Below are 26,507 nucleotides of genomic sequence, written 5' to 3'. Positions count from 1 at the left end.
CCGTCGAAACCGTCGAAGGAGCCACGTCCATGGATGCCGTCACCGGCAGCGGAACCCCACCGGAGGAGCCCGCACTGGCCGCCGAACTCGGCCTGCAACCCCACCCGGAAGGCGGCTGGTACCGCCGGCTGTGGACCGCGGCGGAGGAGGTGGTCACCGCCCGCGGACCGCGGGCCGCCGCGACCGCCATCCACTACCTGCTCGCTCCGGGGGAGCGGTCCCGCTGGCACCGCGTCGCATCCGACGAACTGTGGCTGTGGCAGCACGGCGGTCCCCTCGTCCTCACCCACGCGCCCGGACCCGGCCACGGGCAGGAGGTCACGGCGGTCCTCGGGGCGGGCGACCGGCCCGGCACGGACCTGTGGGCGCTGGTGCCCGCCGGGCGCTGGCAGACCGCCAGGCCGGCGGGCACCGAGCCCGTCCTGCTCACCTGCGTCGTCGCCCCGGGGTTCGACTGGAGGGACTTCACCCTCGCCGAACGGTGACGCCGTCCCCGCGCTCGCCGGAGCCGTCCGCCCCGGACGGGAGGTGCGTCGCGCGGCGTCGGGGCGCGGTGGGCGGCGCCGCGGGAGGCGGGGCGCCCTTGACGGCCCGGAGTGCCGGTCACCATGCTCGCGCAGTCATGCCGGTGCCCGGCTGGGCACCGGCCGCGACCGGCTGGAGAGGACCCGCATGAGACCGCGAACACGCGCCCGCCTCGGCACGCTCGGCGCCGCCCTGCTCGTCTGCGCCGCCCCGGCCCTCACGGTTCCGGCCGCCGCGGCGACCGGAACCGTGAGGGCCGCCGGTGCCGCCGCCGACGTCACCGTGGAGGAACAGCGGTTGACGGCGGGGCCGGTGCCGGAGGAGATCCTGCGGCGCAGCGGATTCGACGACGTGGCGCCGGAGTTCGCCCGCGCCCTGGCGGCGGTGCGCACCGAAGCCGGGGCCCGGGAGCTGGCCGGCGACGCCGGACGGGCGCTGTGGCGGCGGGCGGTGCACCGGGCCCAGGGACACGGACCGGCGGGCGGCGACCTGAGCCGGGACGACGACCGGCCCCTGTACTGGGCCCGGCTCGGCATGACCAGGGCGGTCCGCGAGTGGCGGCCCGCGTTCCCGCTGGACGAGGCCGGACGCCAGGACCTCGTCGCCCGCGTCGAACGCGCCTCCCGCGGCCAGGACTCCGTCGACCTCCCGGCCGGCGACGGTGTGCAGCGGATCGTCGTCACCGGCTTCGACCCCTTCCAGCTCGACGCGGACATCCGCCGCAGCAACCCCTCCGGCGCGGCGGCGCTCGCGCTGGACGGGACCACCATCCGCACCGCCTCGGGCCCGGCCCGCATCGAGACCGCCGTGTTCCCGGTGCGCTGGGCGGACTTCGCCCAGGGGACGGTCGAGCGGACGCTGCTGCCGCACCTCGGGCCCGGTCCCCGGCAGGCCGACCTGTTCACCACGGTGAGCCAGGGCCGCGTCGGCCGCTTCGACCTGGAGCGCTTCAACGGCGCCTGGCGCGGGGGACATCCGGACAACGTCCGGGAGTCGAGCACCGGGACCGTGCCCGTACCCGACGGCGTGCCGACGGTCCGCCCGCAGCCGCAGTGGACGGTGACCACGCTCCCGTACCGGCGGATCGCGGAGGCGGACACCGGACGGTTCCCGGTGTACGACAACACGGCCGTGACCGAGATACCGGCGGGCGGGACCACGGCGGTGCACCGGCCCGACGGCCCCACGCCGGGATCGGCCGCCCGCGCGGGCGGCGGTGGCGACTACCTCTCCAACGAGATCGCCTACCGGGCCACGCTGCTGCGCGACGCGCTGGACCCGGCGGTGCCGGGCGGCCACCTGCACACGCCGGTCCTGCGGTTCGGGGAGGGCAACACGGACCCGGCGGGCGGGAGCATCACCGACGAGGCGTTCGTCCGCGACCGGCTCGCCATCACCGCCCAGGTGCGTGAGGTCGTCAGGCGGGCCGCGGACACCCTGGACTGACGTCGCCGGACGCCGCCGGACGCCGCCGGACGCCGCCGGACCCGGGCACCCGGGTCCGGCGGCGCGGTGTTCCGGCGATCCGCGGGCGGTTCCCGCGGTCGCCGCACGGCCATTGCCCTCCCGGACCCCGCCCGCCTACCATGGAAACCGCCGGTCGAATCGATTCGACGAATCGATTCGACCGGGACGGGACCGCGGACCGCGAGGGAGCGGGATGGCCACGATCAAGGAAGTCGCCGCGCTGGCGGGCGTCGCGCCCAGCACGGTCTCGTACGTCCTGAGCGGTTCCCGGAAGATCTCCGACAGGACCCGGGAGGCCGTGCACGCGGCGATCGCCGAACTCGGCTACTACCCCCGGGCCAGTGCCCGCACCCTGCGCGGCGCCCGCACCGACGTCCTGGTGCTGGCCGTCCCCCGGCGGCCGGGCAGGGCCCGGGCCGTCGACGGCTGCTTCGCCATCGAGGTCAGCGACGCGGCCCGCGCGCACGGCTACGACGTCCTGATGATGACCGACCGCAACGGCGTCGACGGGCTGCGCCGGATCGCCCGCAGCGGCCTGGCCGACGCGGCGGTCCTGATGGCGGTCCAGGAGCAGGACCCCCGTATCGACGCCGTCTCGGAACTGGCCTTCCCCACCGCGCTGATCGGCCACGACGACGGCTGCGCCCTGCCGGCGGTCGACCTGGACTGGGAAGCGGCCGTCCGGCTCGCCGTCCGCCGGACGGCGGAGGCCGGACACCGGCGCATGGTCTTCCTGGCCTCCGCGGACCACGAGATCGACTCCCGCCGCGGCTACGCGCTGCGCGGCCTGCGCGGAGCCCGGAAGGCGGCGCGGGAGACCGGCGCGGAGGTCCGGATCCACCCCTCGACGGGCACGGCGGAGCGGCTCGGTGCCCTGCTGCGCACGGCGCTGACCACCCGCCCGGAGCCCACCGCCCTGGTCGTGCAGCACCTGCTGCTCCTCCCGCGGCTGCTCGAGGAGGTGGCCGCGCTGGGGCTGCGGGTCCCCGGGGACCTGGCCGTGGTCCTGGTGGGCAGCCTGCCCGACGACCCCGTCAGCGGGGCACTGCCCCGGATCGAGCTGCCCGTCGGCCGGATGGCCCAGGAGGCGGTACGGCTCGCCGTCGAGGCGATCGACACCGGACCGGACGCCCCCCGAGACCGCGGGGACGCCCGGCAGCTCATCGCGCCGGTGATGGCACCCGGCGCGCCCGTCCCCCCTCCGCCGCCCGGACGCACCGGCTGAGGGCCCGCGCCACGGCCCCGGCGCGCGCACCGCCCCACACGCCGTACCCACACCACACGGGAGGAGCCCGTTCATGCACCTGCGCAGCGGACGCCGACCGCTCCTCGCCATGGCCATGGTGGGGGCCGCGGTCGCGTCGGCCCTCACCGGCTGCGCCGCGGGCCCGGACCCGGACACCATCACGGTGCTCAACTCGGCCACCGACACCCCCGAACACCAGGCGAACCAGCAGTTCTTCGACCGGTGCGCCGGGCCGCTGGGGCTGAAGGTCGAGCAGATCAGCGTCCCGGCCCCCCAGGTGGCCACCAAGGCGCTGCGGATGGCCTCCTCCGACTCCCTCCCCGACATCCTGGAACTGGACGGCTCGGAACTGCCGCAGTTCGCCGAGACCGGAGGACTGCGGCCCCTGGACGACCTCGGCGTGACGACCGAGGGGTTGTCCGACAGCGCCGTCTCCCTGGGCTCCTTCGAGGGGACCGCGTACGGCATCGCCCGCTCGGTCAACTCCCTCGCGCTCTTCTACAACACCGAACTGCTCGCCGAGGCCGGTCTGGAACCTCCCGCCACCTGGGACGAACTGCGCGCCGCGGCGGCGGAGCTGACCCGGGGCGACACCTACGGCATGGCCTTCAGCGCCACCCCCGACGCGGACGGGGTCTACCAGTTCCTGCCGTTCTTCTGGTCGGCCGGCGGTGACGAGTCCCGGCTGGACGGCGAGGCCGGCGCCGCCGCCCTGCGGTTGTGGCAGGACCTGGTGGACGAGGGATCGGCGTCCCGGGGAGTGGTCAACTGGAACCAGCAGGACGTCAACGACCAGTTCATCGCCGGCCGCGCCGCCATGATGATCAACGGCCCGTGGCAGGTGCCGTCCCTGAGCGAGCAGGACGACGTGGACTGGGCCGTGGCGAGCATCCCCGTGCCGGAGGCGGGCCGGAACCCGGTGCCCCCCATCGGGGGCACCGTGATGACCGTGCCCAAGGGCGACCGCGAACGGGAAAGACGCGCCGCCGAGGTCCTCACCTGCCTGAACACCGAGGAGAACCAGCTCGCCTGGGCCGCGCGGGTGAACAACGTGCCCACCCGGACCGCCGCCGCCCGGACCTACCGCGAACGGCACCCCGAACTCGCCGCGTTCGCCGACCTGGTCACCACCGCCCGGTCCCGCACCGCCGAGGTCGGCACCCGCTGGCCCGTGGTGCAGGACGCCCTGGCGGGCGCCTTCCAGTCCGTGCTGACCGGCCGCGCCGACCCGCGACGGGCGCTGGAGAGGGCGCAGCGGCAGGCCGGGACCGGGGAGTAGGGGGACTCGCCCATGAGCACCGTCACCACCGGCCCGCGGACGGACGGCACCGCGGACCCCGCACCCGCTCCGGCCGGCACCACCGGCGGCAGGCGGCTGCGGCAGCGGCTCTACCCGTGGCTGTTCGTCGCGCCCGCCGTCGTCTACCTCCTGGCGTTCTTCGGCTATCCGCTGGTGCGGAACGTGCTGATGAGCTTCCAGGAGTTCACCCCCACCACCTACTTCACCGGGGAGGCGCCCTTCAACGGGCTGGAGAACTGGCGCGCGGTGTTCTCCGACGACCTGTTCGGCGACGCGCTGTGGCAGACCCTGCTGTTCACGGCCGGCTCGCTGGCGGGACAGTTCACCATCGGAATGGGACTGGCGGTGTTCTTCTCCCGCCGGTTCCGCCTCTCCGGCTTCGTCCGCGCCGTGCTGCTGCTGCCCTGGCTGGTGCCGATGGTGGTCTCCGCCGTCGTCTGGCGCCGCATCCTGGACCAGGACCACGGCGTCCTCAACGGCCTCCTCACCGCCCTCGGCCTGTCCGACGACGGGGTGCCCTGGCTGAACAGCCCCGGCACCGCCCTGCTGTCGGCCGTCCTGGTCAACATCTGGATCGGGATCCCCTTCAACATGGCGATCCTCTACGGCGGACTGCAGGAGATCCCCCGCGAGCTGTACGAGGCCGCGGCGCTGGACGGCGCCGGCCCGTGGCGGGCCTTCCGCAGCGTCACCCTGCCGGTGCTGCGCCCGGTCATCACCGTCGTCCTGGTGCTGGGCTTCATGTCCACCATCAAGATCCTGGACCTGATCCTGGCCCTGACCGGCGGCGGGCCCGCCGACTCCACCCAGACCCTGGGCACCATGACCTACCACCTGTCCTTCCTGAGGCTCGACTTCGGCCAGGGCGCCGTGGTCGGCAACGTCCTCATCCTCATCAGCGCCGTGTTCGCCCTGCTGTACCTGCGCGCCAACCGCGGCGACCCGGGCAAGGGGGAGTGACCCATGACGTACCGCACCCGCACCCGCGTCCGCACCCGGCCGGGCGGCGGATGGAGCACCGCGGTCGCGCTGCTGATCCTGGCGGTCCTGCTGTTCCCGGTCTACTGGATGGCCGCCGCGGCACTGCAACCGCACTCCGCCACCGCCACCGGCGTCCTCCCCGCCTCGCCCGGCCTGGACAACGTCGAGGCCGCCCTCCGCAGCCAGGGAGGCGCGCTGGCCACGAGCCTCGTCGTCTCCCTGGGCGCCGTCGCGGTCTGCCTGGCCCTGGCTGCGCCCGCGGCGTACGGGCTGGCCCACTTCGGCCTGCGCGGCGGCCGGACCATCGTGTTCGGCACCCTGATCACCCAGATGGTGCCCGGCATCGTCGTCGCCAACGCCCTGTACAGCGCGTACGCCCGGCTCGGACTGGTCAACTCCCACCTGGGACTGATCCTGGCGGACGCCTCGCTGGGGCTGCCGTTCGCGATCGTGCTGCTGCGGGCGTTCATGGTGTCCATCCCCACCGAGGTCGTCGAGGCGGCGATGGTCGACGGCGCCAACCGCTTCACCGCCTTCGTCCGCATCGTGCTGCCGATGAGCCGCAACGCCCTCATCACCTCGGGCCTGTTCGCGTTCCTCTTCGCCTGGGCCGACTTCGTCTTCGCGCTGACGCTGAACACCACGGACGACGTCCGGCCGGTGACCCTGGGCATCTACCAGTTCATCGGGGCGCACGTCACCGACTGGGGCGCGGTGATGGCCACCGCCGTGATGTCCGCCCTCCCCGCCGCGGTCCTGCTGACCGCCGCCCAGAAGTACATCGCCGCCGGGATCACCGGCGGTTCCGTCAAACAGTGACGAAGGAGCAGACGGCCCGTGAAGTTCACCGATGGCTACTGGCTGATGCGGGAGGGCGTCCGGGCGTCCTACGCCAAGGAGGTCGTCGACACCCGCACGGAGGACGGCCGGCTCACCCTGTTCGCCTCCGTCCGGCCCGTCGAGCACCGCGGACACACCCTGAACACACCCCTGCTGACGGTGGAGTGCTGGTCCCCGGCCGAAGGGGTGATCGGGGTGCGGACCACGCACCACGCCGGGGCCGCCGCGCGGGGCCCCGACTTCCCCCTCCACCACCAGGACGGGTACGAGGCGCGCACCACCACGGACGGCTCGGTGGTGGAGCTGACCGCCGGCCCCCTCGTCCTGCGGGTGGACACCGCGGCCCCCTGGCGGCTGGAGTTCCTCGCCGGCGGCCGGACGCTGACCGCGGCCGGGGGCCGGGGCACCGGCTTCGCCACCCTCGCCGACGGCACGCACCACATGCTGGCGCAGTTGTCGCTCGGCGTCGGCGACCTGGTCTACGGGCTCGGCGAGCGCTTCACCCCGCTCGTCAGGAACGGCCAGTCCGTCGACATCTGGCAGGCGGACGGCGGCACCGCCAGCGAGCAGGCCTACAAGAACGTCCCGTTCCACCTCACCAACCGGGGCTACGGCGTCTTCGTCAACCACCCGGGCAAGGTGTCCTACGAGGTCGGCTCCGAAGCGGTGGGGCAGGTGCAGTTCAGCGTCGAGGACCAGTCGCTGGAGTACTTCGTCATCCAGGGCGACACCCCCAAGGAGGTCCTCGACCGGTACACGGCGCTGACCGGGCGGCCGGCCCTGCCGCCGGCCTGGTCGTTCGGGCTGTGGCTGTCCACCTCGTTCACCACCGACTACGACGAGGAGACGGTGAACCGCTTCGTGCGGGGCATGGCCGACCGGAACGTCCCGCTCAGCGTCTTCCACTTCGACTGCTTCTGGATGCGCGAGTACCAGTGGTGCGACTTCGCGTGGAACCCGGAGGTGTTCCCGGACCCGGAGGGGATGCTGCACCGGCTCGGGGAGCGGGGGCTGCGGGTCTCCGTCTGGATCAACCCGTACATCGGCCAGAAGTCCCCGCTGTTCGACGAGGCGAAGCGGCAGGGCCACCTGCTGCGGCGGCCGGACGGCAGCGTGTGGCAGGGGGACATGTGGCAGGCCGGGATGGCGCTGGTGGACTTCACCAGCCCCGCGGCCCGCGCCTGGTACGCCGGCAAGCTGCGGACCCTGCTGGACCAGGGAGTGGACTGCTTCAAGACCGACTTCGGCGAACGGATCCCCACGGACGTCGTCTGGCACGACGCCTCCGACCCGGAGCGGATGCACAACCACTACACCCAGCTCTACAACCGGACGGTCTTCGAGGTGCTGGAGCAGGCGCGCGGCGCGGGGGAGGCGGTGCTCTTCGCCCGCTCGGCGACCGCCGGCGGCCAGCGGTTCCCGGTCCACTGGGGCGGCGACTGCGAGTCGACCTTCGAGGCGATGGCCGAGTCGCTGCGCGGCGGCCTGTCCCTGGGGATGTCCGGCTTCGGTTTCTGGAGCCACGACATCGGCGGCTTCGAGGGCACCCCGACGCCGGCGCTCTTCAAGCGGTGGGTGCAGTTCGGCCTGCTCTCCTCGCACAGCCGCCTGCACGGCAGCCACTCCTACCGGGTGCCGTGGGTGTACGACGAGGAGGCGGTGGCCGTCACCCGCGACTTCACCCGGCTCAAGCACCGGCTGATGCCCTACCTGTTCCGGGCCGCCCGGCAGGCGCGGGAGCGGGGCGTCCCGGTGATGCGGGCGATGCTGCTGGAGTTCCCCGACGACCCGGCGTGCCACACCCTGGACCGGCAGTACATGCTCGGCGACGACCTGCTGGTCGCCCCCGTCTTCTCCGCCGACGGCACCGTCGACTACTACGTCCCGGCGGGCGAGTGGACGCACGTGCTGACCGGCGAGCGGGTGCGGGGGCCCGGCTGGCGGCGGGACCGGTTCGGCTTCGACAGCCTGCCGCTGCTGGCGCGGCCGGGCTCGGTCGTCCCGTTCGGCGCCCGGGACGCACACCCGGTGTACGACTGGGCCGACGGCGTGACGCTGAGGGTGCACGCGCTCGCCGACGGCGCGGAGACCGTGACCGAGGTGCCGGCCCCGGACGGTTCGGTGGCGGCCACCTTCCGCACCCGGCGCTCGGGCGCCACGGTGACGGTCCGGTCCGACGACGCGCCGGGGGACTGGCGGGTGCTGCTGGTCGGCACGGACGCGGACGGCGACCGCGCGGAGCGTGCCGGACTGGGCACCCTGGCCGCCGCCCCGGCGGGCACCCGGGAGATCACCCTCCGCCTGGCCGGCCGGCACGCTTGATGGAAGTCGCCCCTGGCCGTCCGCCCCGCGGTGCCCGGCCGAACGCGCCCTCCCCGTGCAGGGAGGGCGCGTTCGGCGGACGCCGTTCCGGGAAACCGCTCAGACGGTGATGCCGGCCCCCTCAAGCGCGATCTCCGCGGCGGGCACCAGCGCGCTCGGATCGACTCCCACCGCGGCGGCGGGGGCGGTGAGGGCGGCGAGGAACGCGAGCGTACCGAGCAGGACTGCGGCGAAACGACCCATGGGACGAACTTCCTCTCAGGACAGAGCACTTGGGCGCGGCCAAGTGCGATGGTCGGTCGCGGAGTGGCTGCCCACACCGCCTCCCAGGAATGCGATTGAATGCGACATATCCCCCGTTGGAGTGGTATTCGCTCACAGGAGGAGTGGAGCGGGCGGCGTTGCGGCGGCGCCCGCCGGAGGGTCGCCGGCCGGCCCGGCGTCCCGGGTTCCGGCGGGGTCCGTGCCCGGGGCCGCGGGCGTGCGGCGCGGCCCGTCCCGCCTTCGGGAACACGCGCCCTCATGACGCCGCGTAACACGCGTGTGGCGGCCGTGCGAAATCACCATGGCCGTGCCGCCGGCGGGCCGGTGGGCCGCTTGACCGGCCGTTCGGGCCGCGGATAGCTTCCTTGGCCATGCAGACCCTTCTGCGTCTCTCCCTCCGGTTCACGCAGCGCCGCGCGGTCGACCTCAAGCGCGTCGCCGCCGCGATGTGTCGCTGACCTCCGCCGCGCATTCCGCCCGGGCACACCGGATTTCCCCCGCTGCCGACGGGCGTCGCACGCCCTGACGGCGGGGCTCCTTCCACGGAGCTGTTTCCGCGGAGTCCTTTCCGCGAAGCCCTTCCGAACTCCTTCCGCAGAACTCGAACGATCCCTGGGAACGCCCATGCGCAAAGCAATGCCCGCTGCCCTCGTCACCGCCCTGGCGGTCCACCTGCTGGCCGGCTGCGCGGAGAACCGGACCGCCGGCGCCGGAACGGACACGACCGGCGCCGAAATTCCGGAGAAGGTCTCCGCGGGCACCGTCATCGCCGTCGGATCCCCCGAGACCAAGGTGGCCCTGCAATTGTCGGGGCAGATCGACGAGCTGCCCTTCAAGGTCAAGTGGGTCCAGATGAGCGGCGGTCCGCAGTGCTCCGAGGCGTTCCGGGCCGGGGAACTCGACGTCTGCTCGGCCGCTGAGGTCCCGTCCATCCACGCGCGCTGGACGGGACTGCCCACCAAGCTGGTGGCCGCGGAATTCCGCAAGGATCCCCACCGCAATCCCATCTACGAACTCGGGATCGCGCCCGGCGCGGACATCGACACGCTGGAGGACCTGCGCGGCAAGAAGATCGCCTACAGCCCGGGCCAGGCACAGGGCGCGCTCGTGCTGCGCATCCTGGCCAGGGCGGGGCTCACCGAGAAGGACGTGGAACTGGTCGAGCTGCCCAGCACCGGGGACGTGTACCCGACCGCGCTCGGCAGCCGGCAGGTGGACGCCGCGCCCCTCGGCGGCGTCAACATCAAGCGCTTCACCACCAAGTACGGCAAGGAAGGCGGGAAGACGATCAAGCACGGGCTGCGCGACGACCCCGCCCACCTGTGGGTGCCGACCGAGTCCGTGAACGACCCGCAGAAGGCCGCCGCCATCAGGGAGTTCGTCAAGTTCTGGGCGCGTGCGCAGGTGTGGATCGACGAACACCCGAAGGAGTGGGTCGAGGGCTACTACGTCAAGGACCAGGGACTGTCCCGCGAGGACGGGGAGTACCTGGTGAGGATCAACGGCACCTCGGACATACCGGCGGACTGGGACCCGGTCGTCGAGCGCCACCAGAAGACCGTCGACCTCCTCGCGGAGAAGACGGGCAACGAGCCGTTCGACGCGGAGACCCTCTTCGACCGCCGGTACGAGACGGTCGCGGCGGACGCCGTGGCCGACGGGAGGAAGGGCTCATGACGGCCGACATCACGGAGAAGGTCCTCGCGCCGGCCACACCGGCCACACCGGCCACGGCCGGCCGGGAGCCCGCCGCGCTGCGCGCCGCCCCGGCGGCCCGGCGCCGCACCCGCCGGAGGCTGGGCCCGGGCCGCCCCCTGCGCCACGGCTGGGCGCTGGGCACCGGACTGCTGCTCGCGGTCTGGTCGGCCGGTTCGGCCGCCGGGCTCATCGACCCGCGCAACCTGTCCGCGCCCTGGACGGTGGTGACGACCGCGGGCGACCTCATCGCCGACGGCAGACTGCCGTCCCATCTGTGGACCTCCACCGTGCGGGCCCTGTCCGGCCTCGCCTTCGGGGTGGCGGCCGGCCTGGCCCTGGCCCTCGTCTCCGGACTCAGCAGGCTCGGGGAAGGGGTGATCGACGGCCCGGTGCAGATCAAGCGGGCCATCCCCTCCCTCGCGATGCTCCCGCTGCTGATCCTCTGGTTCGGCATCGACGAGACCATGAAGGTCGTCACGATCGCCCTCGGCGTCCTCGTCCCGGTCTACGTGCACACCCACAACGGGTTGCGCGGCATCGACAACCGGTACGTCGAGCTGGCGGAGACGGTGCGGCTCAGCCGGCCGCGGTTCCTGCTGGACGTGATCCTGCCGGGGGCCCTGCCCGGCTTCCTGCTCGGGATGCGCTTCGCGGTGACCTCGGCCTGGCTCTCCCTGGTCGTCGTCGAACAGGTGAACGCCACGAGCGGCATCGGCTACATGATGGAACTCGCGCGGACCTACGGACAGACCGACGTCATCATCGTCGGCCTGGTCGTGTACGGACTCCTCGGGCTCCTCTCCGACGGACTGGTGCGGACGGTGCAGAGGAGGACGCTGACATGGCGGCGCACGCTCGCGGACTGACCGCCGCGCACGGCCCCGGCGGAACCCCGGACGCGGACCGCCCGGAGGCGCGCGGAGCCGTCCGGATCACCGGGCTGGTGAGGGCCTTCGGCGGCCGGCGGATCCTCGACGGCCTCGACCTGAGCCTGGACGAGGACGAGTTCGTCGCCCTGATCGGACGCAGCGGCTCCGGCAAGAGCACCCTGCTGCGGGCGCTGGCGGGCCTGGACCACACGGTGGACGGCGCGGGCGGGATCAGCGCGCCCGACCGGATCTCGATGGTCTTCCAGGACGCGAGGCTGCTGCCGTGGAAGCGCGTCCTGGACAACGTCCTGCTGGGCCTCGCGGGAGCGGACGCCGAGGAGCGCGGCCGGGCGGCGCTGCGCGAGGTCGGCCTCGCGGGCCGCGAGCGCGCATGGCCGGTCGAGCTGTCCGGCGGCGAGCAGCAGCGGGTCTCACTGGCCCGGTCGCTCGTCCGCGACCCCGAACTGCTGCTGGCCGACGAGCCGTTCGGCGCGCTCGACGCGCTGACCCGGATCAGGATGCACGCCCTGCTGCGGCGGCTGTGCGAGCGGCACCGGCCCGCGGTGCTGCTGGTGACGCACGACGTGGACGAGGCGATCGTGCTCGCCGACCGGGTGGTGGTGCTGGACGGCGGCCGGATCGCGGCGGACATCACCGTGGACCTCGGCGGACCGCGCCGGCCCGACCGCCCCGAGTACGCGGCGCTGCGCGACCGCCTGCTGGGCCACCTGGGCGTGCCGACAGCCACGGACGGAACCGGGGACGGGACCGAGGGGGAGCGGGCGGAACCGGGGGAGGCACCGGTATGACCCGCCGGCAACTGCACCTGAACCTGTTCGTCTATCCCGGCGGACACCACGAGGCCGCCTGGCGCCACCCCGACTCGGACGTCGAACGGATCCTGGACATCGGCCACTACCAGGACCTGGCGCGCCGGGCCGAGGCGGCCGCCTTCGACGGCGTCTTCCTCGCCGACGGCCCGGCACTCGCCGACAACGTCCGCCACGCCAGCAGGATCCGCCTCGAACCGTTCACCTGGCTGTCCGCGATCGCCGCCGCCACGGAACGGATCGGCCTGATCGCCACCGCCTCCACCACGTACTTCGAGCCGTACAACCTGGCGCGGCTCTTCGCCTCGCTCGACCACCTGAGCGGGGGCCGCGCCGGCTGGAACATCGTGACCACCGGTGCGCCGCAGGCCGCACGGAACTTCGGCCTCGACGCCCACCCGGCGCACGCCGAACGCTACGCACGGGCCGCGGAGTTCGTCGAGGTCGTGACCGGGCTGTGGGACAGTTGGGAGGACGGGGCGCTCGTCGCCGACCGGAGGACGGGCGTGTTCGCGGACACCGACCGCGTCCACACCATCGACCACGAGGGACCGCGGCTGACGGTGCGCGGGCCGCTCAACACCCCCCGCACCCCCCAGGGGCGGCCCGTCTACGTCCAGGCGGGCTCGTCGGAGGACGGGCGGGCGTTCGCCGCCCGGTACGCCGAGGCGGTCTTCACCGCCCACCAGACGCTGGCGAGCGGCCAGGCGTTCTACGCGGACCTCAAGGCGCGGGTGGCCGCCGCCGGCCGGGACCCCGGGCAGGTGCTCGTCCTGCCGGGGATCAGCCCCTTCATCGGATCGACCCGGGCGGAGGCGCGGGCCCTGTACGAGGAGTTCAACGAGCTGACCCAGCCCGAGTACTCGCTCCAGCAGCTCCACCGCATCCTCGGTCTCGAACTCGACGAGGAGGCGCTCGACGGCCCGGTGCCGCGCGAGCTGATCGACGCCGGGGGCGAGCGGGGGAACGGCAGCCGGTTCCGGGTGGTCCTGGACATCATCGACCGCGAACGGCCGACCGTGCGGCAGTTGGTCCACCGCCTGGCCGGTGCCCGCGGCCACCGCGTCGTCGTGGGCACTCCGGAACAGGTCGCCGACCAGATCCAGGAGTGGTTCGAGCACGGCGCGGCCGACGGCTTCAACGTCATGCCGCCCTGGCTGACCGGGGGCTTCGACCTCTTCGCCGACCACGTGGTGCCGATCCTGCGCGAACGCGGCCTGTTCCGCACCGAGTACACCGGCACGACACTGCGCGACCACTACGGCCTGTCCCGCCCGGACAGCCAGTACGCTCACCGCAAATGATTGCAGAAGGGACATTCGTGAGCATTCCCAGATCCCGTCTCGCCCTGACCGCCCTGGGCTCCGCGGCCGTACTGGCCCTGTCCGCCGCCCTCCCGCCCGCCACGGCGGCCGAACCCGGCCCCCGCACCCCGGTGGCCGTCGACTGGTACGACACCACCGCCGAGACCGTCACCGCGGCCGGAGCGCCGACCCAGGTCACCAACAGCCGCACCTGGGCGATCAGTTGGCTGGCGGCGGCGCGCGCCACCCGCACGGTGCCCGCCCACTTCGACCGGGCCGCCCGCCAGGACTACCGCGACGCCGCCCTCGCCTCCGCGGTGCACCGCTCCCTGACCGCCCTGGCGCCCGCCCGCACCGAGCAGTTGGACGCCGCCCTCCGCAAGACCCTCGACCGCATCCCCGACGGCCCGGCCGAGGACCGGGGCGTGGTCGCCGGTGAGCGCCAGGCCCGCCTGGCGCTGGAGGCCCGGGAGGGCGACGGGCTGGACCCGGCGTCGGCCAACGCCCCCTTCTCCGTGCCGGAGCCCGCCCCCGGCGTCTGGCAGCCCACCCCGCCCGCGTACGCGCCGGCCACGCAGTACGGCAACCGCCTCGCGCGGCCGTTCCTGCTGGACGGCGCCGACCAGTACCGCCTCCCCGCCCCGCCCGCCTTGGACTCCCCGCGGTACCGGCAGGACCTCGCGGAGGTGCGCGCGTACGGCGCCGCGGACAGCGCGCGGCGCACCGCGCGGCAGACGGAGACGGCGAACTTCTGGTACGGGTCCTCCCTGACCCTCTACACCGAACCGCTGAGGGTCGCCCTGGTCCGGTCGGAGGGATCGGCGGCGGAGCGGGCCGGGCTGGTGGCGCTGTTCCACGTCGCGCTGGTGGACACCCAGATCGCCACGTCGGACAGCAAGTACGCCCACCTGCGGTGGCGGCCGGTCACCGCGATCCGCACCGGTGACATCGACCCGGACCCGGAGTGGACACCCCTGCACACCACCCCGGCGCACCCGGACTACCCGAGCGGACACGCCACCTACGCGGGCGCCGCCGAGACCGTGCTGTCCGAGCTGACCGGGCCGACGACCGCACCGTTCGACCTGACCAGCCCGACCGCCCCCGGGGTGAGGCGGACCTACACCTCCTGGCACCAACTGTCGCGGGAGAACGTCGACGCCCGCGTCTACTCGGGCATCCACACCAGGTACGCCGACGAGGCCGGCGTCGCGCTCGGCCGGCGCGTCGCCGACCACGCCGTGCGCCACGCCGGGGAACTGCTCCGCCCGCTCTGAACGCGACGGCCGGACCGCGACCGCCGGACCGCGACCGCCGCCCGCCGACCCGCGCGCCCGCCCGCGCGGGCGGCACGGGAGCCGGATCAGCCCGCCGACTCCCGTGCGCGCCGTGCCGCCGCGCGGGCCGGGCCGCGGTGCACCGGGCCGTGGCCGGGCAGCAGGACGTCGGCGTCGATCTCCTCCAGCACCTCCAGGGACGCCAGCGCGCGGTCGCGGTCGCGGTCGAACATGCGGGGCAGCAGTTGGGGCCCCCGCAGGGAGCTGGTGGGATGGCCGCTGACCAGGGCGTCCCCGGTGATCAGGACCCCGGCGTGCGGCAGGTGGTAGGCGCAGTGCCCGTCCGTGTGGCCGGGGGTGTGGACCGGCACCGGCCGCCCCGGCAGGTCGAGCGCGCCCCGACCCGGGAACGCCCGGGCCCCGGCGACCGGCACGTTCCTCGTCCCGCCGGCGCGCAGCGCGTGCACCGCCCAGGGGAGCACACCGGGACGCCACCCGTTGGCCAGGACCCGCCCGACGGAGACCTGGTGGAGGAACTCCCTGCGGGCATGGGGGACTTCCGCCCGGTGCATCAGCACCGGGATCCGGTGGGTGGCGCGCAGGAACTCCGCCGAGCCGATGTGGTCGTTGTGGGCGTGCGTGACCAGCACCGCCGTCACCGCGGCGGGACCGGACCCGACCTCGGCCAGCGAGCGGAGCACCAGGTGGCGGTCCCCGGGGTACCCGGTGTCCACCAGGGTCACCGCGTCGCCCTCCTTGACGATCACCCAGTTCGTGTTGCTGCCCGACACCAGGTGGACGCCTGCCGCGACCTGGACCATGTCCGGTACCCGCATCGGTCCCCCGTTCCCGCCGGGCCCCGGCAAGGCCACCGGCCCCGGAACCACCCACCACGACGGGGAAAGGCTAGCGGCCCGCCCGGCCGGGCGGCGCCTGCGCCCGGAGCGCACGGGCGCACCCCGCGGCCCCGGCTCAGCCCAGATAGCCCTCGACCTGGGAGGGGGGACGCACCCGGGCCCCGTCGGGATCCTGGTGGGCCTCGACCCTGGCGCGCCGCTGGCGCAGCAGGTCCCAGCACTGGTCGAGCTGCTCCTCCAGGCGGGCCAGGCGGGCCTGGTCCGCCGACCGGTCGGCGGAGCGGTTGGCGAGCCGGTCGCGCAGCTTCTTCTCCTCGTCGATCATCCCGGCGATGCGCCCGAGGAGCTGCCGCTCCGCGTCGTTGTCGTGCTGCGTCATCGGAAGGCCTCCCTGGACCCGGCCACTCCGGACGGATCGTCGCCCTCACGGCCGCGCGACGCCCGGAGGGCGTGTGTGCTCCTTCCACTGTCGCGCGCTTCGGCGCAGGACGCTCGGGCAGGCCGGCCGCGGCCGGATCCATCCGGCCCGGGACACGAGAGGGGAGGCCCGGGCCCTCGGCGGTCGCGGCTGTACGACGGCGGCGTCGCGCTGCGGGACCGCCGTACTGCGGGACCTCCGTTCCGGCGCCGCCGCCCGGGGACGGCGGGGTGGTGTCCGGCCGGACGCGCGGGGCAAACGGGTGTCACCACAACGAGAAGGGAGAGCCCATGCTCGGCATTGCCGCAGCGGTGCTGTTCTTCATCGCCTTTCTGATCAACGCCGCGGAGCTCTCGACGAACGAGGTCCTGTCGTCCACCAACCTCATGCTCCTCGGGCTGGGCCTGCTGGCCCTGCACGTGGCCGGGGTCGGGAGCGGCTGGGCCGTCCGGAGCCGTAGACGCTGACGGGCGGGGCGGCCGTCCGCCCGTGGTGTGCCGGACACCTCCGCCGGGGCACGGGGAGGCGTCCGGTGATCAGTCCCGGGGGTGTTCCCAGTGGGGCGGGCACGCGGTGTCCGCGGCCCGGGGCGGGCAGTGCTCGACGGGCTCGCGCCGGCCCGCCCGCCACGGTTCGTCGACGCGCGCCAGGGCCGGGTCGATGAGGTCGAGTTCGACGCGTTCCGCGCCGCGCGCGGGTTCGGTCCCGGAAGCCGATGGTGACCAGCGCCCTTCCCTTCCGCGGGGCCTTGCGGACCGCGAAGACGTCGGCTTCGGCGATCATCCGGGCGCAGGCGATGTACTCCTGGTCGGTCCGTCCCCGGCCGTGCTCCTCCCCGGCCCCGTCCCCGCCGGTGCCCGCGGGGCCGGGACCGCCGGACGGGTCCGGTCCGCCCAGCGGACCGAGCGCCGGCAGGAGCGCGCACACGGCCGCCGCCACCGCGCCGTCCGGCGCGCGGGGCGTGGCGCGGGCTCCTCCCGTCCGGCCCCGTCACCGATCGGTCCGGGGGCCGGCCGCAGCCGCTCCTCCTCCCGACCGGTCGGCTCCGTCGTCTCGGGCGTGCCGGACACGTCGGATCGCCTCCATGGGCCAGGTGCAGCCGGTTCCTGACCGTGCCTCGGGGACCTCCAGCGGCCGGGCGGTGTCGCGCACGGGCAGGTCCGCGTAGTACCGCAGCGCCAACGCCTGGCGCTGTGCCGCCGGCAGCCGCTCCAGCCCGTCCGCCACCGCCGGCGCCAGGACCCGGTGCTCCTGGGGGTGGTCCGCCGGGAGCCGCCGCGACCAGCGGGCGGCCGGCCGGTCGTGGATCTCCGGCCGGCCCGGCCCGCTCCTCCGACAGCATCAGCCGTACCTGCTGCGCCCCGTCGTCGAGTTCGTCCCAGGGCGGCCCGCCCATCGGCAGCACCGCGCGCACGCGTGAGCTGTCCGCCGCCTCCTCCGAGGCCGACGGGCCGTCCGCCGAGGTCTCTCACCACGCCGTCCGTCCGTCCGCAGCCCTTCCCTGTTTCCCCGACGACGGAGCCGCCCCCGGAAACAGTCACGTCTTCCGGGGCGGCCCGTGGACTCTCCGCCTCAGCCGCGGACCGCCACTGCGCGGCGGGACCGTGGTCGTCCGCGCGGTGCGGCCGGTACGGTGGCTTTCCCGCCGAGGGGTGGGGGAGGAAACCAGCGGCGGGGGCGGACGCCCCGGAGCCGTCCGCGGGCCGATCGGACCGCCGGTGAGAGGGGTGGGGGAGACGAGAGCGGACGACCTCGTGCCGCTGGGCCGCACGGGGCTGCGGGTCAGCCGCCTGGGACTGGGCCTCGCCTCGCTCGGCGGGCTGTTCGCGCCGGTGTCCGACGAAGTGGCGGCCGCCACCCTCGACCGCGCCTGGGAACTGGGCATACGGCTCTACGACACGGCCCCGGTGTACGGCTACGGACGCTCGGAGACCCGCGCCGGCGCCGCCCTCGGCCCGCGGCCGCGCGAGGAGTACGTGCTGTGCACCAAGGTGGGCCGGCTGATCGAGCCCGGCGGGCGGGACACCCAGCCGATCTGGGCCGATCCCCCTCCGGGTGTCGGGCCGCGGCTGGACTACTCGTACGCGGGGGTGCTGCGCTCGGTCGAGGAGAGCCTGGAGCGGCTCGGACTCGACCGGATCGACGTGCTCCACGTTCACGACCCCGAGCAGGACTTCCCGGCAGCCGTGTCGCAGGCCTACCGGGCGCTGGCCGAGCTGCGGGCGAAAGGCGTCATCGGCGCGGTGTCGCTCGGTGTCAACCATGCCCGGGTGGCGACCGACTTCCTGAAGGAGGCACCCGCGCCCGGCCCCGACTGCGTCCTGCTGGCGGGCCGGTACAACCTGCTCGACCAGTCGGGCCTCGGCGAACTGCTGCCGCTGTGCGCCCGGCGGGGTGTCGCCGTCATGGCGGCGGGCGTCTACCAGTCGGGGCTGCTCGCCGACCCCCGTCCGGGGGCGCCGCACGGCCACGGCACGATTCCCGCCGGACTGGCGGTGCGGGTGGGGGCCTGGCGCGCGGTGTGCGAGCGGTTCGGGGTGCCGCCGCTGGCGGCGGCGGTGCAATTCCCCCTCGGACACCCCGCGGTCGCGGCCGTGGTGGTCGGCGCACGCGCCCCCGAGGAGGTGGCCGGCAGCGTGGAGCTGTTCGCCCATCCCATTCCGGAGGGTTTCTGGGTCGCCGTCAAGTCCGTGGGGCTGCTGCCCGCCTCCGTGCCCATCCCCGTGTGACGGCTCGTGGGCGGTGTCGCCGGGCCCGGCCCCTCAGCGGGGCACCGCGGCGACGCGCCGATGAAACCGGCGTATACCACAGGACCGCCAAGGCATGATGGCGCGGAAGGGGGAACGATGATCGAAACTGTGTTCAGGGTCGAGGACGTACCCGCGCCGGAACGGTTCGAACGCTGGCGGGAGATGGCCTGCGCCAGCCACGCGCCCGCCGAGGTCCACACCGATCACACCGGGAACTTCCGGGCCGGTCTGCGCCTGCTGGGCCTGGGCCCCGTCCAGGCGATCTTCTTCGACTGCCTGTCACTGCGGTCCCGCCGCACCCCCCGTCTGATCCGCCAGTTCGATCCCGAGCTGTACTGCCTCTCGTTCGTCCTGCGCGGGGACGTCACCGTGACCCACGGCGGCCGGGAAGCGATCCTGGACACGGCGAGCCTGACGCTCTCCACCACCTCGCGGCCCCTCCAGGGCCGGATACACGCCGACGGGGGTCCGGCCCGGGTGGTGGACGTCGTCCTCCCCCGGAGGCTGTTACCGCTGCCCGAGAAGAGGGTCGACCGACTGCTCGCGATGCCCCTGTCCGGCCGGGCGGGACCGGGCGCCCTGCTCGCCCAGTTCCTCAGGCACCTGGCGGCCGAGTCCGCCCGCTACCGCCCGCCCGACGCCCCGCGGCTGGGCAACGTGGCGCTCGACCTGGTCTCGGCGTTGCTCGCCCACCACCTCGAATCCTCCCTCCCGCCCGAAGCCCACCGGCACGCCCTGCTCCTACGGGTCCAGGCGTTCGTGCAGCGGCACCTGGGCGATCCCGACCTCACGCCCGGCCGGATAGCGGCCGCCCACCACATCTCCGTCCGGTCCCTGCACCGCCTCTTCCAGCAGCACGGCATCACCGTCGCCGCGTTCATCCGCCGCCAGCGCCTGGAGCGTGCCCGACGCGACCTCGCCGACCCCCTGCTGCGCGCGTACCCCGTCCACGCCATCGCCGCCCGCTCGGGTTTTCCCCGTCCGGCCGACTTCACCCGCGCCTTCCGCACCGTCTACGGCACCCCGCCCCGGGACTACCGCCGCATGGTCCTGGGCGACGAGGCGACGGGTGCCGCCGGGCGGCCGTCGCCCGGCGACGGCCCGCCGCTCCTCCTGGCGGCCGGCGACGGCTGACGGGGCCTGCGCAGGGGCACGGAGGCCGCCGCGGGAAACCGTGTCCTCCACCCCGTACCAGGTGGTGACCGGACCGGCGGTTCCCGCACCGTGGTGGACGCGGCGTGCGCCGGGCCAGCCGGGCCGAAGACGTTCACCGGCCGTTCGCCGGCCCGAGCGCGCCGGCGAACGGTGACGCGCACCACGGCCCGCGGTTGCCCGCTGCCCGCGGTGGTACTGATGGTCCCCGCGGAGCGGGAAGAGGGCGTACGGAGAGGAGGCCGCCGCGGTGAGGGGTGCGCTGCGGTTCGATGGGTGGATCGCCGGGGTCGGGACCTCCTCCGGTGCGCGGGTGGTGCTGGGGCACTGGGTTCGGTCACCGTTCGGGCCGTTCAGCGATGTGATGCTGGAACGGGCGGACGGACAGCGGCTCCTGCTCGCCCCGACCCGGGAGATCGCCGACTTCGTCGCCGGCGTCTACCGCTTCGACCGGGTGCGGGTCGTACCGACGGCGGTGGAGGTGGCGGGAGCGGTCTGGAGTGTCACGGCGGGTCCGCTGGCCCTGCGGTTCACCGTCGGCCGGCGGGGCCCGCTCGGGCTGCTGCTGCGGTGCGTGCCCGGCGCGCTCGCCGCCCGCCCGGCCTGGGTGGCGCTGACCGACCTGCCGGCCCGCCTGCTGCCGGGGGTGCGGGCCCGGGGGAGTGCGGGGGCGGGGCGCCGGGAGTGGTACGGGGCGCGGGACCTGCTGCCGGTCACCGCGGCGACGGCCGCTTTCGCGGGCGGGGACCTCGGCCGGCTCGCGCCGGTCGATCCTCCGGTGCGGTTCGGGTTCGGTTCGGTGCCGCGCACACCCGCCCTGGTGCGGGTGGTCACGACGGTGGGACCGGTGCGGAGCCCCGCGCGGTGAGCGGTCCGGTGCCGGCCGCCGCACGGAGCGGCGGGACGTCCCGCGGGGAGCGCGGTGCGGGTGCCGGTGCGGGTGTCAGTGCCAGGCGGCGGACAGCCGGTCGGCGTAGGGGCCGTCGCAGAGCCGGAAGACGGGTTCCCGGCGCTCGCGCGTGGCCTGCGGGGCGAGACGGACCCGCGCTCCGGTGCACACCGCCTCCGGCGGGGTGCCGATCACCGTGGAGCGCAGTTGGTAGCCCTCGTCCATGGTGACCATGACGACGTTGCGCGGCGTGCCGGTGCTCCGGTCGACGGAGAGGACGCGGCGGATGACGCCGGTGCCGCTGCTGGGTTCCCAGTCGAAGGAGGTGGAGGCGCACACGGGGCACAGCAGGCGCCGGAAGACCGCCGTCCGGCACCAGCGGCAGCGCTGGAAGTACAGTCCGTCGCGGCCCGGGTCCAGGTGGCCTCCGGCCGGACGCGTCGCCTCCGGGACGGACGCGGGCCGGGCGGTGCCGCTCCCTTCCGCGCGTGCGGTGCCCGGGGCCGCGTGGGCGCGGGACGGACCGCGGTTACCGCCGGGTACGCCCCCGTTGTTTCCGCGGGCATCGATCACGGGACTGAACACCATGTCGTCTCCCTGCGCTCGGCCGGAGCAACTGATGTGCTGCGTGGGTGGGACGCCTTGCCGCCGCGGAGGGGTGCGCCGCGGGGCAGCCCCGCCCCCGCCGCAATGACGGCCACACAATATGACACTCGGTGCCAATCGTAAAGGCACTCGGTGTCTGCAGACGCCTTGTGAGGCTGATGAGACGGATGTGCCGCCGAACCGCGACAGGGGGAGCCCCCGCCGGATCACCGCCGCCGGAACCCGCGCCCGCGCCCGCGCCGGGGAGCGAGCCCCCGGGTGAGTCCGTCGATCACCAGGGACACCCCGATGCCGAGCATCCACACGTCCTTGGCCAGCGGAAGCCCCTGCTCCGTCCAGCGCAGACTGTTCCCCTGGCGCATGCCGGGGACGCGCAGGTACATGCCGAGCGTGCCGAGCGAGAACGCGGTCAGCCCGGCTCCCGCCACGACCGCCGGGACGCCGGGGAGCAGCAGGGCGGTGCCGAGCCCGATCTCCGTCTTCGACAGGACGCCGACGAACCGCCGCGGCTCCAGCCGCCTCACGAACGGATAGGCGCCGGAGGCGAAACCGTGCAGCCCTCCGGCGGTCTCCTCGTCCGCGTTCGCCTTCCCCAGCCCGGAGTTGATCAGGAAGAGCCCGGTGCTCGCCCTGAGCGGCACCTGCCGGGCCACGGACATCGCGTCCGGGGACGCGGAACGCACCTTCACCCTCTGCATGGGACCTCCCGAAGGGGTGTCGGCCGGCCGGACCGCCTCGTCCGGGACGGGAGCCGGGGACGAGCGGTGCCGGCGCGGCCCGGGCGGCGGAGCCACCGCGGGAGCGCGGCCCCTGCCCGTGGGGGCACCGCCGGGGCACTGCTGTGGACCGTGGTGCCGTCCGCGGCGGCACCACGATCCACGGTAACGGGCCGCGCCGCTCCCCGCACCGGGACGGACGGCCGCTCAGACCCAGGTGTACTTGCCGCCGCCGACCCACCGGACGGTCGCCGGATCGTCCAGGTCCACGGGGCTCAGGCCCGCCTCGTACGCCAGCCGGACCACATCGGTGATGTCGTGGGCGACCCCCGCCGGCTCCCCTCTGATCTGGACCATGCGGAACGGCCGGTCCCCGTGGGTCACGCCCCAGACGATGATCGGAACCTGCGGCTGTGCTTCGTCGGTCACGCTTCCCATCCTGAACCGGAGGCACCGGCGGCGCACCTCCCCGGCCCCGGGCCCCGCGCCGGCCGTCACCGCCCTTCCGTGCGCGGGAGCGCCTGGGGACGCGTCGCCAGCAGGGCGAACAGCAGCGGGATGCGCGGCTGGGAGTCCGGCAGCCGCCACCAGCCCGACTCGGCGGGGACCATCTGCGGCCAGCGCGGCCAGGGCAGCTCGTCGCCCTCCCTGAGCCGGGCGATCGTCAGACCGGCCCCGGCGAGGGCGGTGACCACCTCACCGAGGCCGTGCATCCACTCGTAGCTGTCGGTGGCCCCCTCGACGGGCGGCCCGTCGGTGTAGGTGTACGTCGCGTCGCGGTGAACGGCGCCGCGACCGCCCAGGTAGTCGTGGCGGAGCAGCAGCTCGGGCCCCTCGCCCTCGCCCGGGGTGGGACCGAGCGCGTTCAGGAGCGGGTGGAACTCGACGACGTAGAGCCTGCCTCCGGGGCGCAGCAGCCCGGCGACGACCCCGGCCCAGCGCTCCAGGTCGGGGAGGTAGCACAGGGCGCCCTTGCCGGTGTAGACGAGGTCGAACCGGCGGCCGCCCAGGGCCCGGGCGGCGTCGTAGACGTTGCCCTGGACGTACTCGGCGTCCAGGCCCGAGCGGGCGGCCAGGTCCCGGGCCGCGGCGACGGAGGCGCCCGACAGGTCCAGGCCGGTGGTGCGCGCTCCGCGCGCGGCGAAGGCGAGGGTCTCGGTCCCGAGGTGGCACTGCAGGTGCAGGACGTCGAGGCCGGCGACCTCGCCGAGGTCCTCCCACTCGTACGGGGCGAACCAGCGGGCGGCCCGGGCGGAGGGGTCCTGGGCACCGGAGAGGCCGTAGAACCGGCTGGCGACGTGGACGGGGGTACGGGCGTCCCAGTTGGCCTGGTTGGCGCGGAACATCTCCCGGACGGCGGGAGGGAAGTCCGGCTCGCCCGGCCCGTCCGGCGGGGCGGCGGCGTTCCGGAGGTCCCGGGTCTCCCGGGACGGCTGCGGCTTCGAGGGGTGTTCGGATGCCTCGGTCATACGGGTCATCCAACTGCACGCACCGCCTCGCGCGGGGCCGAACGCCGCGGGCCGCCCGGCTGCGGCGCCGGGAGGACATGTTGGAAAGGGATCCGGCCGTTTCACGCCGTTTCACGCGCGGTACATAGTCTGTTGTCATATCCCGCGCCACACTGGCGGCATGACGGATCTCGGCAGCCCAGCTACCGCGAACGGCCGGCAGATACCCGCCTGGATCCCCACCGTGGGGCCCGGTTGGGCGGCCCTGCTCACAGACCTCCACGCCCGGCTGTGCGAGCTGGACGAGGAGTACCAGGTCGAGGACTTCAGCGTGGACTCCGGCCGGCTGCGCCTCCACGTGGCCGACCGGTACGACGCCACCGGCGAGGTCGACGTGGTCTTCGCCGACGCCGCCGTCCAGTTGATCGACGACGCCGTGCGCGCCTCCGCGCAGACCTGCGACCGCTGCGGAGCCCCCGGCCGTCCCCGCTTCCGCGGCCGCGGCCGCAGCGTGGGGAGCCTCGTCCGCTGCGACGACTGCCGCACGGCCCCGCCCGTGCAGCCGCGCCCGGAGGGAGCCCGGACCCGGCCGGTCCAGGAGCTGTCGGCATCCGGCAGGTGCTGACGGTCACCGGCGGCCGACGGCCGCCGGTGACCGTCACTGCGCCGAGGAGGCGGGCGGGACGCGCCGGGGACCCTAGCCGTCGGTGAAGGACATCCCCGCGGCACCGTCGTGACCACCGACGACTGCGGCGCGGACACCGAAGCGGTCCACCGCCTGGTCGACCACCGCCTCGCCCTGGAACGCGGCATCGCCCACCTCGCCTCCCGGCACGCCACCGCCGCCCACCTCGCCCGGCTGCAGGACCTGGTCGAGGAGATGGACCGTGCACCGAGCTGGGCGGAGTTCCACGGCCGCGACGAGCGGTTCCACCTGCAACTGGCCGAGGCGACCGGCGTCCCGTCGATCACCGGACCGTACGGCGCCGTACTGCGCGAGCTCCACCGCTACTACCTGCCCCACCCCATGGAGGCCCTGCGCGCGTCGAACCGGGCGCACCGGGACCTCCTGGACGCCCTGCGCCGCCGGCGCGGGCGGACCGCCGCCGTCTCCCGGCGCGTGGTCACGCGCCGAGCGTCCGCCCGGGGCGCGTCCCCGCCGAGGGGTCACGGGCGTCAACGGCCGCTCCCCGGACGCCGTTCCGGCCCGGCAGGCACGAGGAGGACGAGTGCTGCCAGGACGAGCAGACCCAGCGCGACCGCGTTCAGCACCCTGTCCCGCCCGTGGTACGCGTGCAGGTGCTGCACGTGGTGGATCAGGTGCAGGACACCGAAGAGCAACCAGGTGAAACCGGTGGCCCGCACCAGCCGCGTGTCGTACGTCCGGCCGGCGGTGATCAGGCTCAGCGCGGCCAGGGCGAGGTAGAAGGCGCCGACGTCCTTGGACAGGTGCTCGCTGCGGGGGCCGGACACCGGCAGCCGGTACGTGCCGAGCCCGGGGAAGGCCCGGTGCCACGGCCCGGGGGCGAAGTAGGCCCACACGCCGACGTAGGCACCCACTCCGGCCAGCAGCAGAAGCACCGCGCGGCACCAGCGGGCGCTCACCGGCCGCTCCTCCCGGTGCGCTCGATCCACTCCTCGAAGGTCTCGGTGCCGCGCGGACCCGGTCCGGCGGGCAGCAGGCCGCCTCCGGCAAGCTGCCTCCCGACCTCTCCCGGCAGGCGGACCGGCAGCACGACGCGCCGGGAACCGCGGGCCCGCAGCAGCCGGCGCACCATCTCGGGCATGTCCAGCTCCTGCGGACCGGCGAGTTCCGGCGCCAACCCGACGGGAGCCCGGACGGCCAGCTCGACCAGCGCCCTGGCGACCTCACGCGCCGCGATCGGCCGGCTGCGCATCCGGGGCACCGGCACCACGAAGCTCCCGCGCTGGATCACCTGCGCGGCGAACTCGTGGAACTGGGTCGCCCGCAGCACGCTGAACGGCACGGGCCCGCCGAGCACCAACTCCTCCTGACGGCGCTTGCCCGCGTAGTAGCCGAAGTCGACGCGGTCGACTCCGACGACGGACAGCACCACGTGGTGCCGCACACCCTTCCGCCCGCCGGCTTGCAGGAGCTGGCGGGTGGCCCGGCCGAAGAACTCCACCGAGACGCGTCGGCGGGTGGTCGTCACGTTGCTGACGTCGACGACCGCATCCACCTTCCGCAGAGCGGCGTCGAGCCCCGTACCCGTCACCAGGTCGACACCGACCGAGCGGGCGATCACCACGGGCACGTGACCCGCCTCCCGCGCCGTGTCCACCACCATCTTCCCGATCAAGCCCGTTCCGCCTGCCACGGCGATACGCATCATCCGCACCTTTCCTGATCAGTCCCCCGCTGCATGACGGACGGGACAGCACCGCCCGGTGTGACATCACCGGCCCCCGTCCGCCCGGCGGCGGGGCGACGGCGAACCCGCTTGAGCAGGAGGCCGGGAAAAGGGAGGACCAGCGCGGTCGTCCCGCGCTGGTCCGGCCGGGGGAGTGGTGGCCGTCCGCCGGTGTCTGCCGGTGTGGCGGTGAGGACGGTGGAACCCGGAGGCGTTGTCAGTGTGTTGCTGCTGCGGTGGTGGTGTTGTCCCAGTGGTAGAAGCAGTGGGCCATGGCGTCCTGGGGGGTGCGCCAGGTGGCCGGGTCGTAGGGGCGGATGTGGGCGGCGAGTTGGTCGCTGACGGCGTGGAAGGCGGGGTGGTCGGTGGCGCGGGC

The 26,507-nt window shown here is 74.5% G+C and carries 29 protein-coding genes and 1 pseudogene; 19 read left to right on the top strand and 11 right to left on the bottom strand.

The annotated features are described in order from the left end of the window. Positions 1-29: 29 nt before the first annotated feature. From VE546_RS02875 to yicI, 7 genes are all read left to right on the top strand, one after another. Positions 30-485, top strand: a complete 456-nt coding sequence (locus tag VE546_RS02875; protein ID WP_324917751.1) for a cupin domain-containing protein — start codon at positions 30-32, stop codon at positions 483-485. Positions 486-672: 187 nt separating this feature from the next. After that, positions 673-1,971: a pyroglutamyl peptidase gene (locus tag VE546_RS02870; protein WP_324917748.1), complete on the top strand. Its 1,299-nt coding sequence runs from the start codon at positions 673-675 to the stop codon at positions 1,969-1,971. A gap of 214 nt (positions 1,972-2,185) precedes the next feature. Continuing rightward, a complete protein-coding gene (locus tag VE546_RS02865) occupies positions 2,186-3,217 on the top strand; it encodes a LacI family DNA-binding transcriptional regulator (RefSeq protein ID WP_324917745.1) in 1,032 nt (343 codons plus the stop codon). 73 nt (positions 3,218-3,290) lie between these two features. Next, a complete protein-coding gene (locus VE546_RS02860) occupies positions 3,291-4,517 on the top strand; it encodes a sugar ABC transporter substrate-binding protein (RefSeq protein WP_324917742.1) in 1,227 nt (408 codons plus the stop codon). A gap of 12 nt (positions 4,518-4,529) precedes the next feature. Continuing rightward, the gene (locus VE546_RS02855) at positions 4,530-5,498 is read left to right on the top strand and encodes a sugar ABC transporter permease (protein ID WP_324917739.1); all 969 of its coding nucleotides are present in this window, start codon (positions 4,530-4,532) and stop codon (positions 5,496-5,498) included. Positions 5,499-5,501: 3 nt separating this feature from the next. Beyond that, a complete protein-coding gene (locus VE546_RS02850) occupies positions 5,502-6,338 on the top strand; it encodes a carbohydrate ABC transporter permease (protein ID WP_414720381.1) in 837 nt (278 codons plus the stop codon). Between the two features lie 18 nt (positions 6,339-6,356). Then, positions 6,357-8,681 (top strand): alpha-xylosidase, encoded by a 2,325-nt coding sequence (yicI, locus tag VE546_RS02845; protein ID WP_324917735.1) that lies wholly within the window; start codon positions 6,357-6,359, stop codon positions 8,679-8,681. 99 nt (positions 8,682-8,780) lie between these two features. On the opposite strand, the gene VE546_RS02840 is transcribed toward yicI, so the two are convergent. Further along, the gene (locus tag VE546_RS02840) at positions 8,781-8,924 is read right to left on the bottom strand and encodes a hypothetical protein (RefSeq protein WP_324917733.1); all 144 of its coding nucleotides are present in this window, start codon (positions 8,922-8,924) and stop codon (positions 8,781-8,783) included. Between the two features lie 392 nt (positions 8,925-9,316). On the opposite strand from VE546_RS02840, the gene VE546_RS27920 reads away from it, so the two are divergent. The 6 genes from VE546_RS27920 (at position 9,317) to VE546_RS02815 (ending at position 14,923) form a co-directional block, all read left to right on the top strand. Next, the gene (locus VE546_RS27920; RefSeq protein WP_414720382.1) at positions 9,317-9,403 is read left to right on the top strand and encodes a putative leader peptide; all 87 of its coding nucleotides are present in this window, start codon (positions 9,317-9,319) and stop codon (positions 9,401-9,403) included. Positions 9,404-9,569: 166 nt separating this feature from the next. Next, entirely contained in the window at positions 9,570-10,622 is a 1,053-nt protein-coding gene (locus tag VE546_RS02835) for an ABC transporter substrate-binding protein (RefSeq protein WP_324917730.1), read from the top strand. Continuing rightward, positions 10,619-11,509, top strand: coding sequence for an ABC transporter permease (locus VE546_RS02830; RefSeq protein ID WP_324917727.1), 891 nt, complete (start codon positions 10,619-10,621; stop codon positions 11,507-11,509). Before VE546_RS02835 ends, VE546_RS02830 begins: the two co-directional genes overlap by 4 nt. After that, positions 11,485-12,321, top strand: coding sequence for an ABC transporter ATP-binding protein (locus VE546_RS02825; RefSeq protein ID WP_324917724.1), 837 nt, complete (start codon positions 11,485-11,487; stop codon positions 12,319-12,321). The genes VE546_RS02830 and VE546_RS02825 overlap by 25 nt, the downstream gene beginning before the upstream one ends. After that, positions 12,318-13,646, top strand: coding sequence for an LLM class flavin-dependent oxidoreductase (locus VE546_RS02820; RefSeq protein WP_324917721.1), 1,329 nt, complete (start codon positions 12,318-12,320; stop codon positions 13,644-13,646). Before VE546_RS02825 ends, VE546_RS02820 begins: the two co-directional genes overlap by 4 nt. 17 nt (positions 13,647-13,663) lie before the next feature. Continuing rightward, positions 13,664-14,923 (top strand): phosphatase PAP2 family protein, encoded by a 1,260-nt coding sequence (locus tag VE546_RS02815; RefSeq protein WP_324917718.1) that lies wholly within the window; start codon positions 13,664-13,666, stop codon positions 14,921-14,923. Positions 14,924-15,009: 86 nt separating this feature from the next. On the opposite strand, the gene VE546_RS02810 is transcribed toward VE546_RS02815, so the two are convergent. Beyond that, entirely contained in the window at positions 15,010-15,759 is a 750-nt protein-coding gene (locus tag VE546_RS02810) for an MBL fold metallo-hydrolase (protein ID WP_324917716.1), read from the bottom strand. A 136-nt stretch (positions 15,760-15,895) separates the two neighbouring features. Beyond that, on the bottom strand, positions 15,896-16,159 hold the full coding sequence (locus tag VE546_RS02805) for a DUF2630 family protein (protein ID WP_324917714.1): 264 nt from the start codon (positions 16,157-16,159) through the stop codon (positions 15,896-15,898). A 329-nt stretch (positions 16,160-16,488) separates the two neighbouring features. Here VE546_RS02805 and VE546_RS02800 point away from each other — a divergent pair, with 329 nt between their 5' ends. Further along, entirely contained in the window at positions 16,489-16,665 is a 177-nt protein-coding gene (locus VE546_RS02800; protein ID WP_324917712.1) for a hypothetical protein, read from the top strand. Between the two features lie 523 nt (positions 16,666-17,188). Here VE546_RS02800 and VE546_RS02795 read toward each other — a convergent pair. Next, a complete protein-coding gene (locus tag VE546_RS02795) occupies positions 17,189-17,425 on the bottom strand; it encodes a sigma factor-like helix-turn-helix DNA-binding protein (RefSeq protein WP_324917709.1) in 237 nt (78 codons plus the stop codon). Between the two features lie 500 nt (positions 17,426-17,925). On the opposite strand from VE546_RS02795, the gene VE546_RS02790 reads away from it, so the two are divergent. From VE546_RS02790 to VE546_RS02780, 3 genes are all read left to right on the top strand, one after another. Beyond that, entirely contained in the window at positions 17,926-18,927 is a 1,002-nt protein-coding gene (locus VE546_RS02790) for an aldo/keto reductase (RefSeq protein WP_324917706.1), read from the top strand. A gap of 117 nt (positions 18,928-19,044) precedes the next feature. Then, entirely contained in the window at positions 19,045-20,082 is a 1,038-nt protein-coding gene (locus tag VE546_RS02785) for a helix-turn-helix domain-containing protein (protein WP_324917704.1), read from the top strand. Positions 20,083-20,350: 268 nt separating this feature from the next. Further along, positions 20,351-20,968, top strand: coding sequence for a hypothetical protein (locus VE546_RS02780; RefSeq protein ID WP_324917701.1), 618 nt, complete (start codon positions 20,351-20,353; stop codon positions 20,966-20,968). A 75-nt stretch (positions 20,969-21,043) separates the two neighbouring features. Here VE546_RS02780 and VE546_RS02775 read toward each other — a convergent pair whose 3' ends face one another. The 4 genes from VE546_RS02775 to VE546_RS02760 form a co-directional block, all read right to left on the bottom strand. Beyond that, positions 21,044-21,577: an OB-fold domain-containing protein gene (locus tag VE546_RS02775; protein WP_324917698.1), complete on the bottom strand. Its 534-nt coding sequence runs from the start codon at positions 21,575-21,577 to the stop codon at positions 21,044-21,046. A gap of 224 nt (positions 21,578-21,801) precedes the next feature. Then, on the bottom strand, positions 21,802-22,293 hold the full coding sequence (locus VE546_RS02770; RefSeq protein WP_324917693.1) for a hypothetical protein: 492 nt from the start codon (positions 22,291-22,293) through the stop codon (positions 21,802-21,804). Positions 22,294-22,518: 225 nt separating this feature from the next. Further along, on the bottom strand, positions 22,519-22,740 hold the full coding sequence (locus VE546_RS02765; protein ID WP_414720380.1) for a hypothetical protein: 222 nt from the start codon (positions 22,738-22,740) through the stop codon (positions 22,519-22,521). 65 nt (positions 22,741-22,805) lie between these two features. After that, on the bottom strand, positions 22,806-23,657 hold the full coding sequence (locus VE546_RS02760; RefSeq protein WP_324917757.1) for a class I SAM-dependent methyltransferase: 852 nt from the start codon (positions 23,655-23,657) through the stop codon (positions 22,806-22,808). A 283-nt stretch (positions 23,658-23,940) separates the two neighbouring features. Here VE546_RS02760 and VE546_RS02755 point away from each other — a divergent pair, with 283 nt between their 5' ends. Both VE546_RS02755 and VE546_RS02750 read left to right on the top strand, forming a co-directional pair. Further along, a complete protein-coding gene (locus VE546_RS02755) occupies positions 23,941-24,384 on the top strand; it encodes a hypothetical protein (RefSeq protein WP_324917687.1) in 444 nt (147 codons plus the stop codon). Positions 24,385-24,492: 108 nt separating this feature from the next. Beyond that, positions 24,493-24,807: pseudogene (locus tag VE546_RS02750) on the top strand (FCD domain-containing protein); the annotation flags it as partial. A 128-nt stretch (positions 24,808-24,935) separates the two neighbouring features. Here VE546_RS02750 and VE546_RS02745 read toward each other — a convergent pair. The 3 genes from VE546_RS02745 to VE546_RS02735 form a co-directional block, all read right to left on the bottom strand. Continuing rightward, positions 24,936-25,364, bottom strand: a complete 429-nt coding sequence (locus VE546_RS02745; protein ID WP_324917684.1) for a hypothetical protein — start codon at positions 25,362-25,364, stop codon at positions 24,936-24,938. Then, positions 25,361-26,080 carry a 3-beta hydroxysteroid dehydrogenase gene (locus VE546_RS02740; protein WP_324917681.1) on the bottom strand — a complete coding sequence of 240 codons (720 nt, stop codon included), beginning with the start codon at positions 26,078-26,080 and terminating at the stop codon, positions 25,361-25,363. The genes VE546_RS02745 and VE546_RS02740 overlap by 4 nt, the downstream gene beginning before the upstream one ends. A 268-nt stretch (positions 26,081-26,348) precedes the next feature. Beyond that, positions 26,349-26,507 (bottom strand): TcmI family type II polyketide cyclase (locus VE546_RS02735; protein ID WP_324917754.1); only part of this gene is annotated, 159 nt, incomplete at its 5' end.

Source organism: Streptomyces sp., assembly GCF_035644915.1.
Taxonomy (GTDB): Bacteria; Actinomycetota; Actinomycetes; order Streptomycetales; family Streptomycetaceae; genus Streptomyces.
Note: the sequence above shows the minus strand (reverse complement) of the source record. Positions and strands in the feature narration are given on the sequence as shown.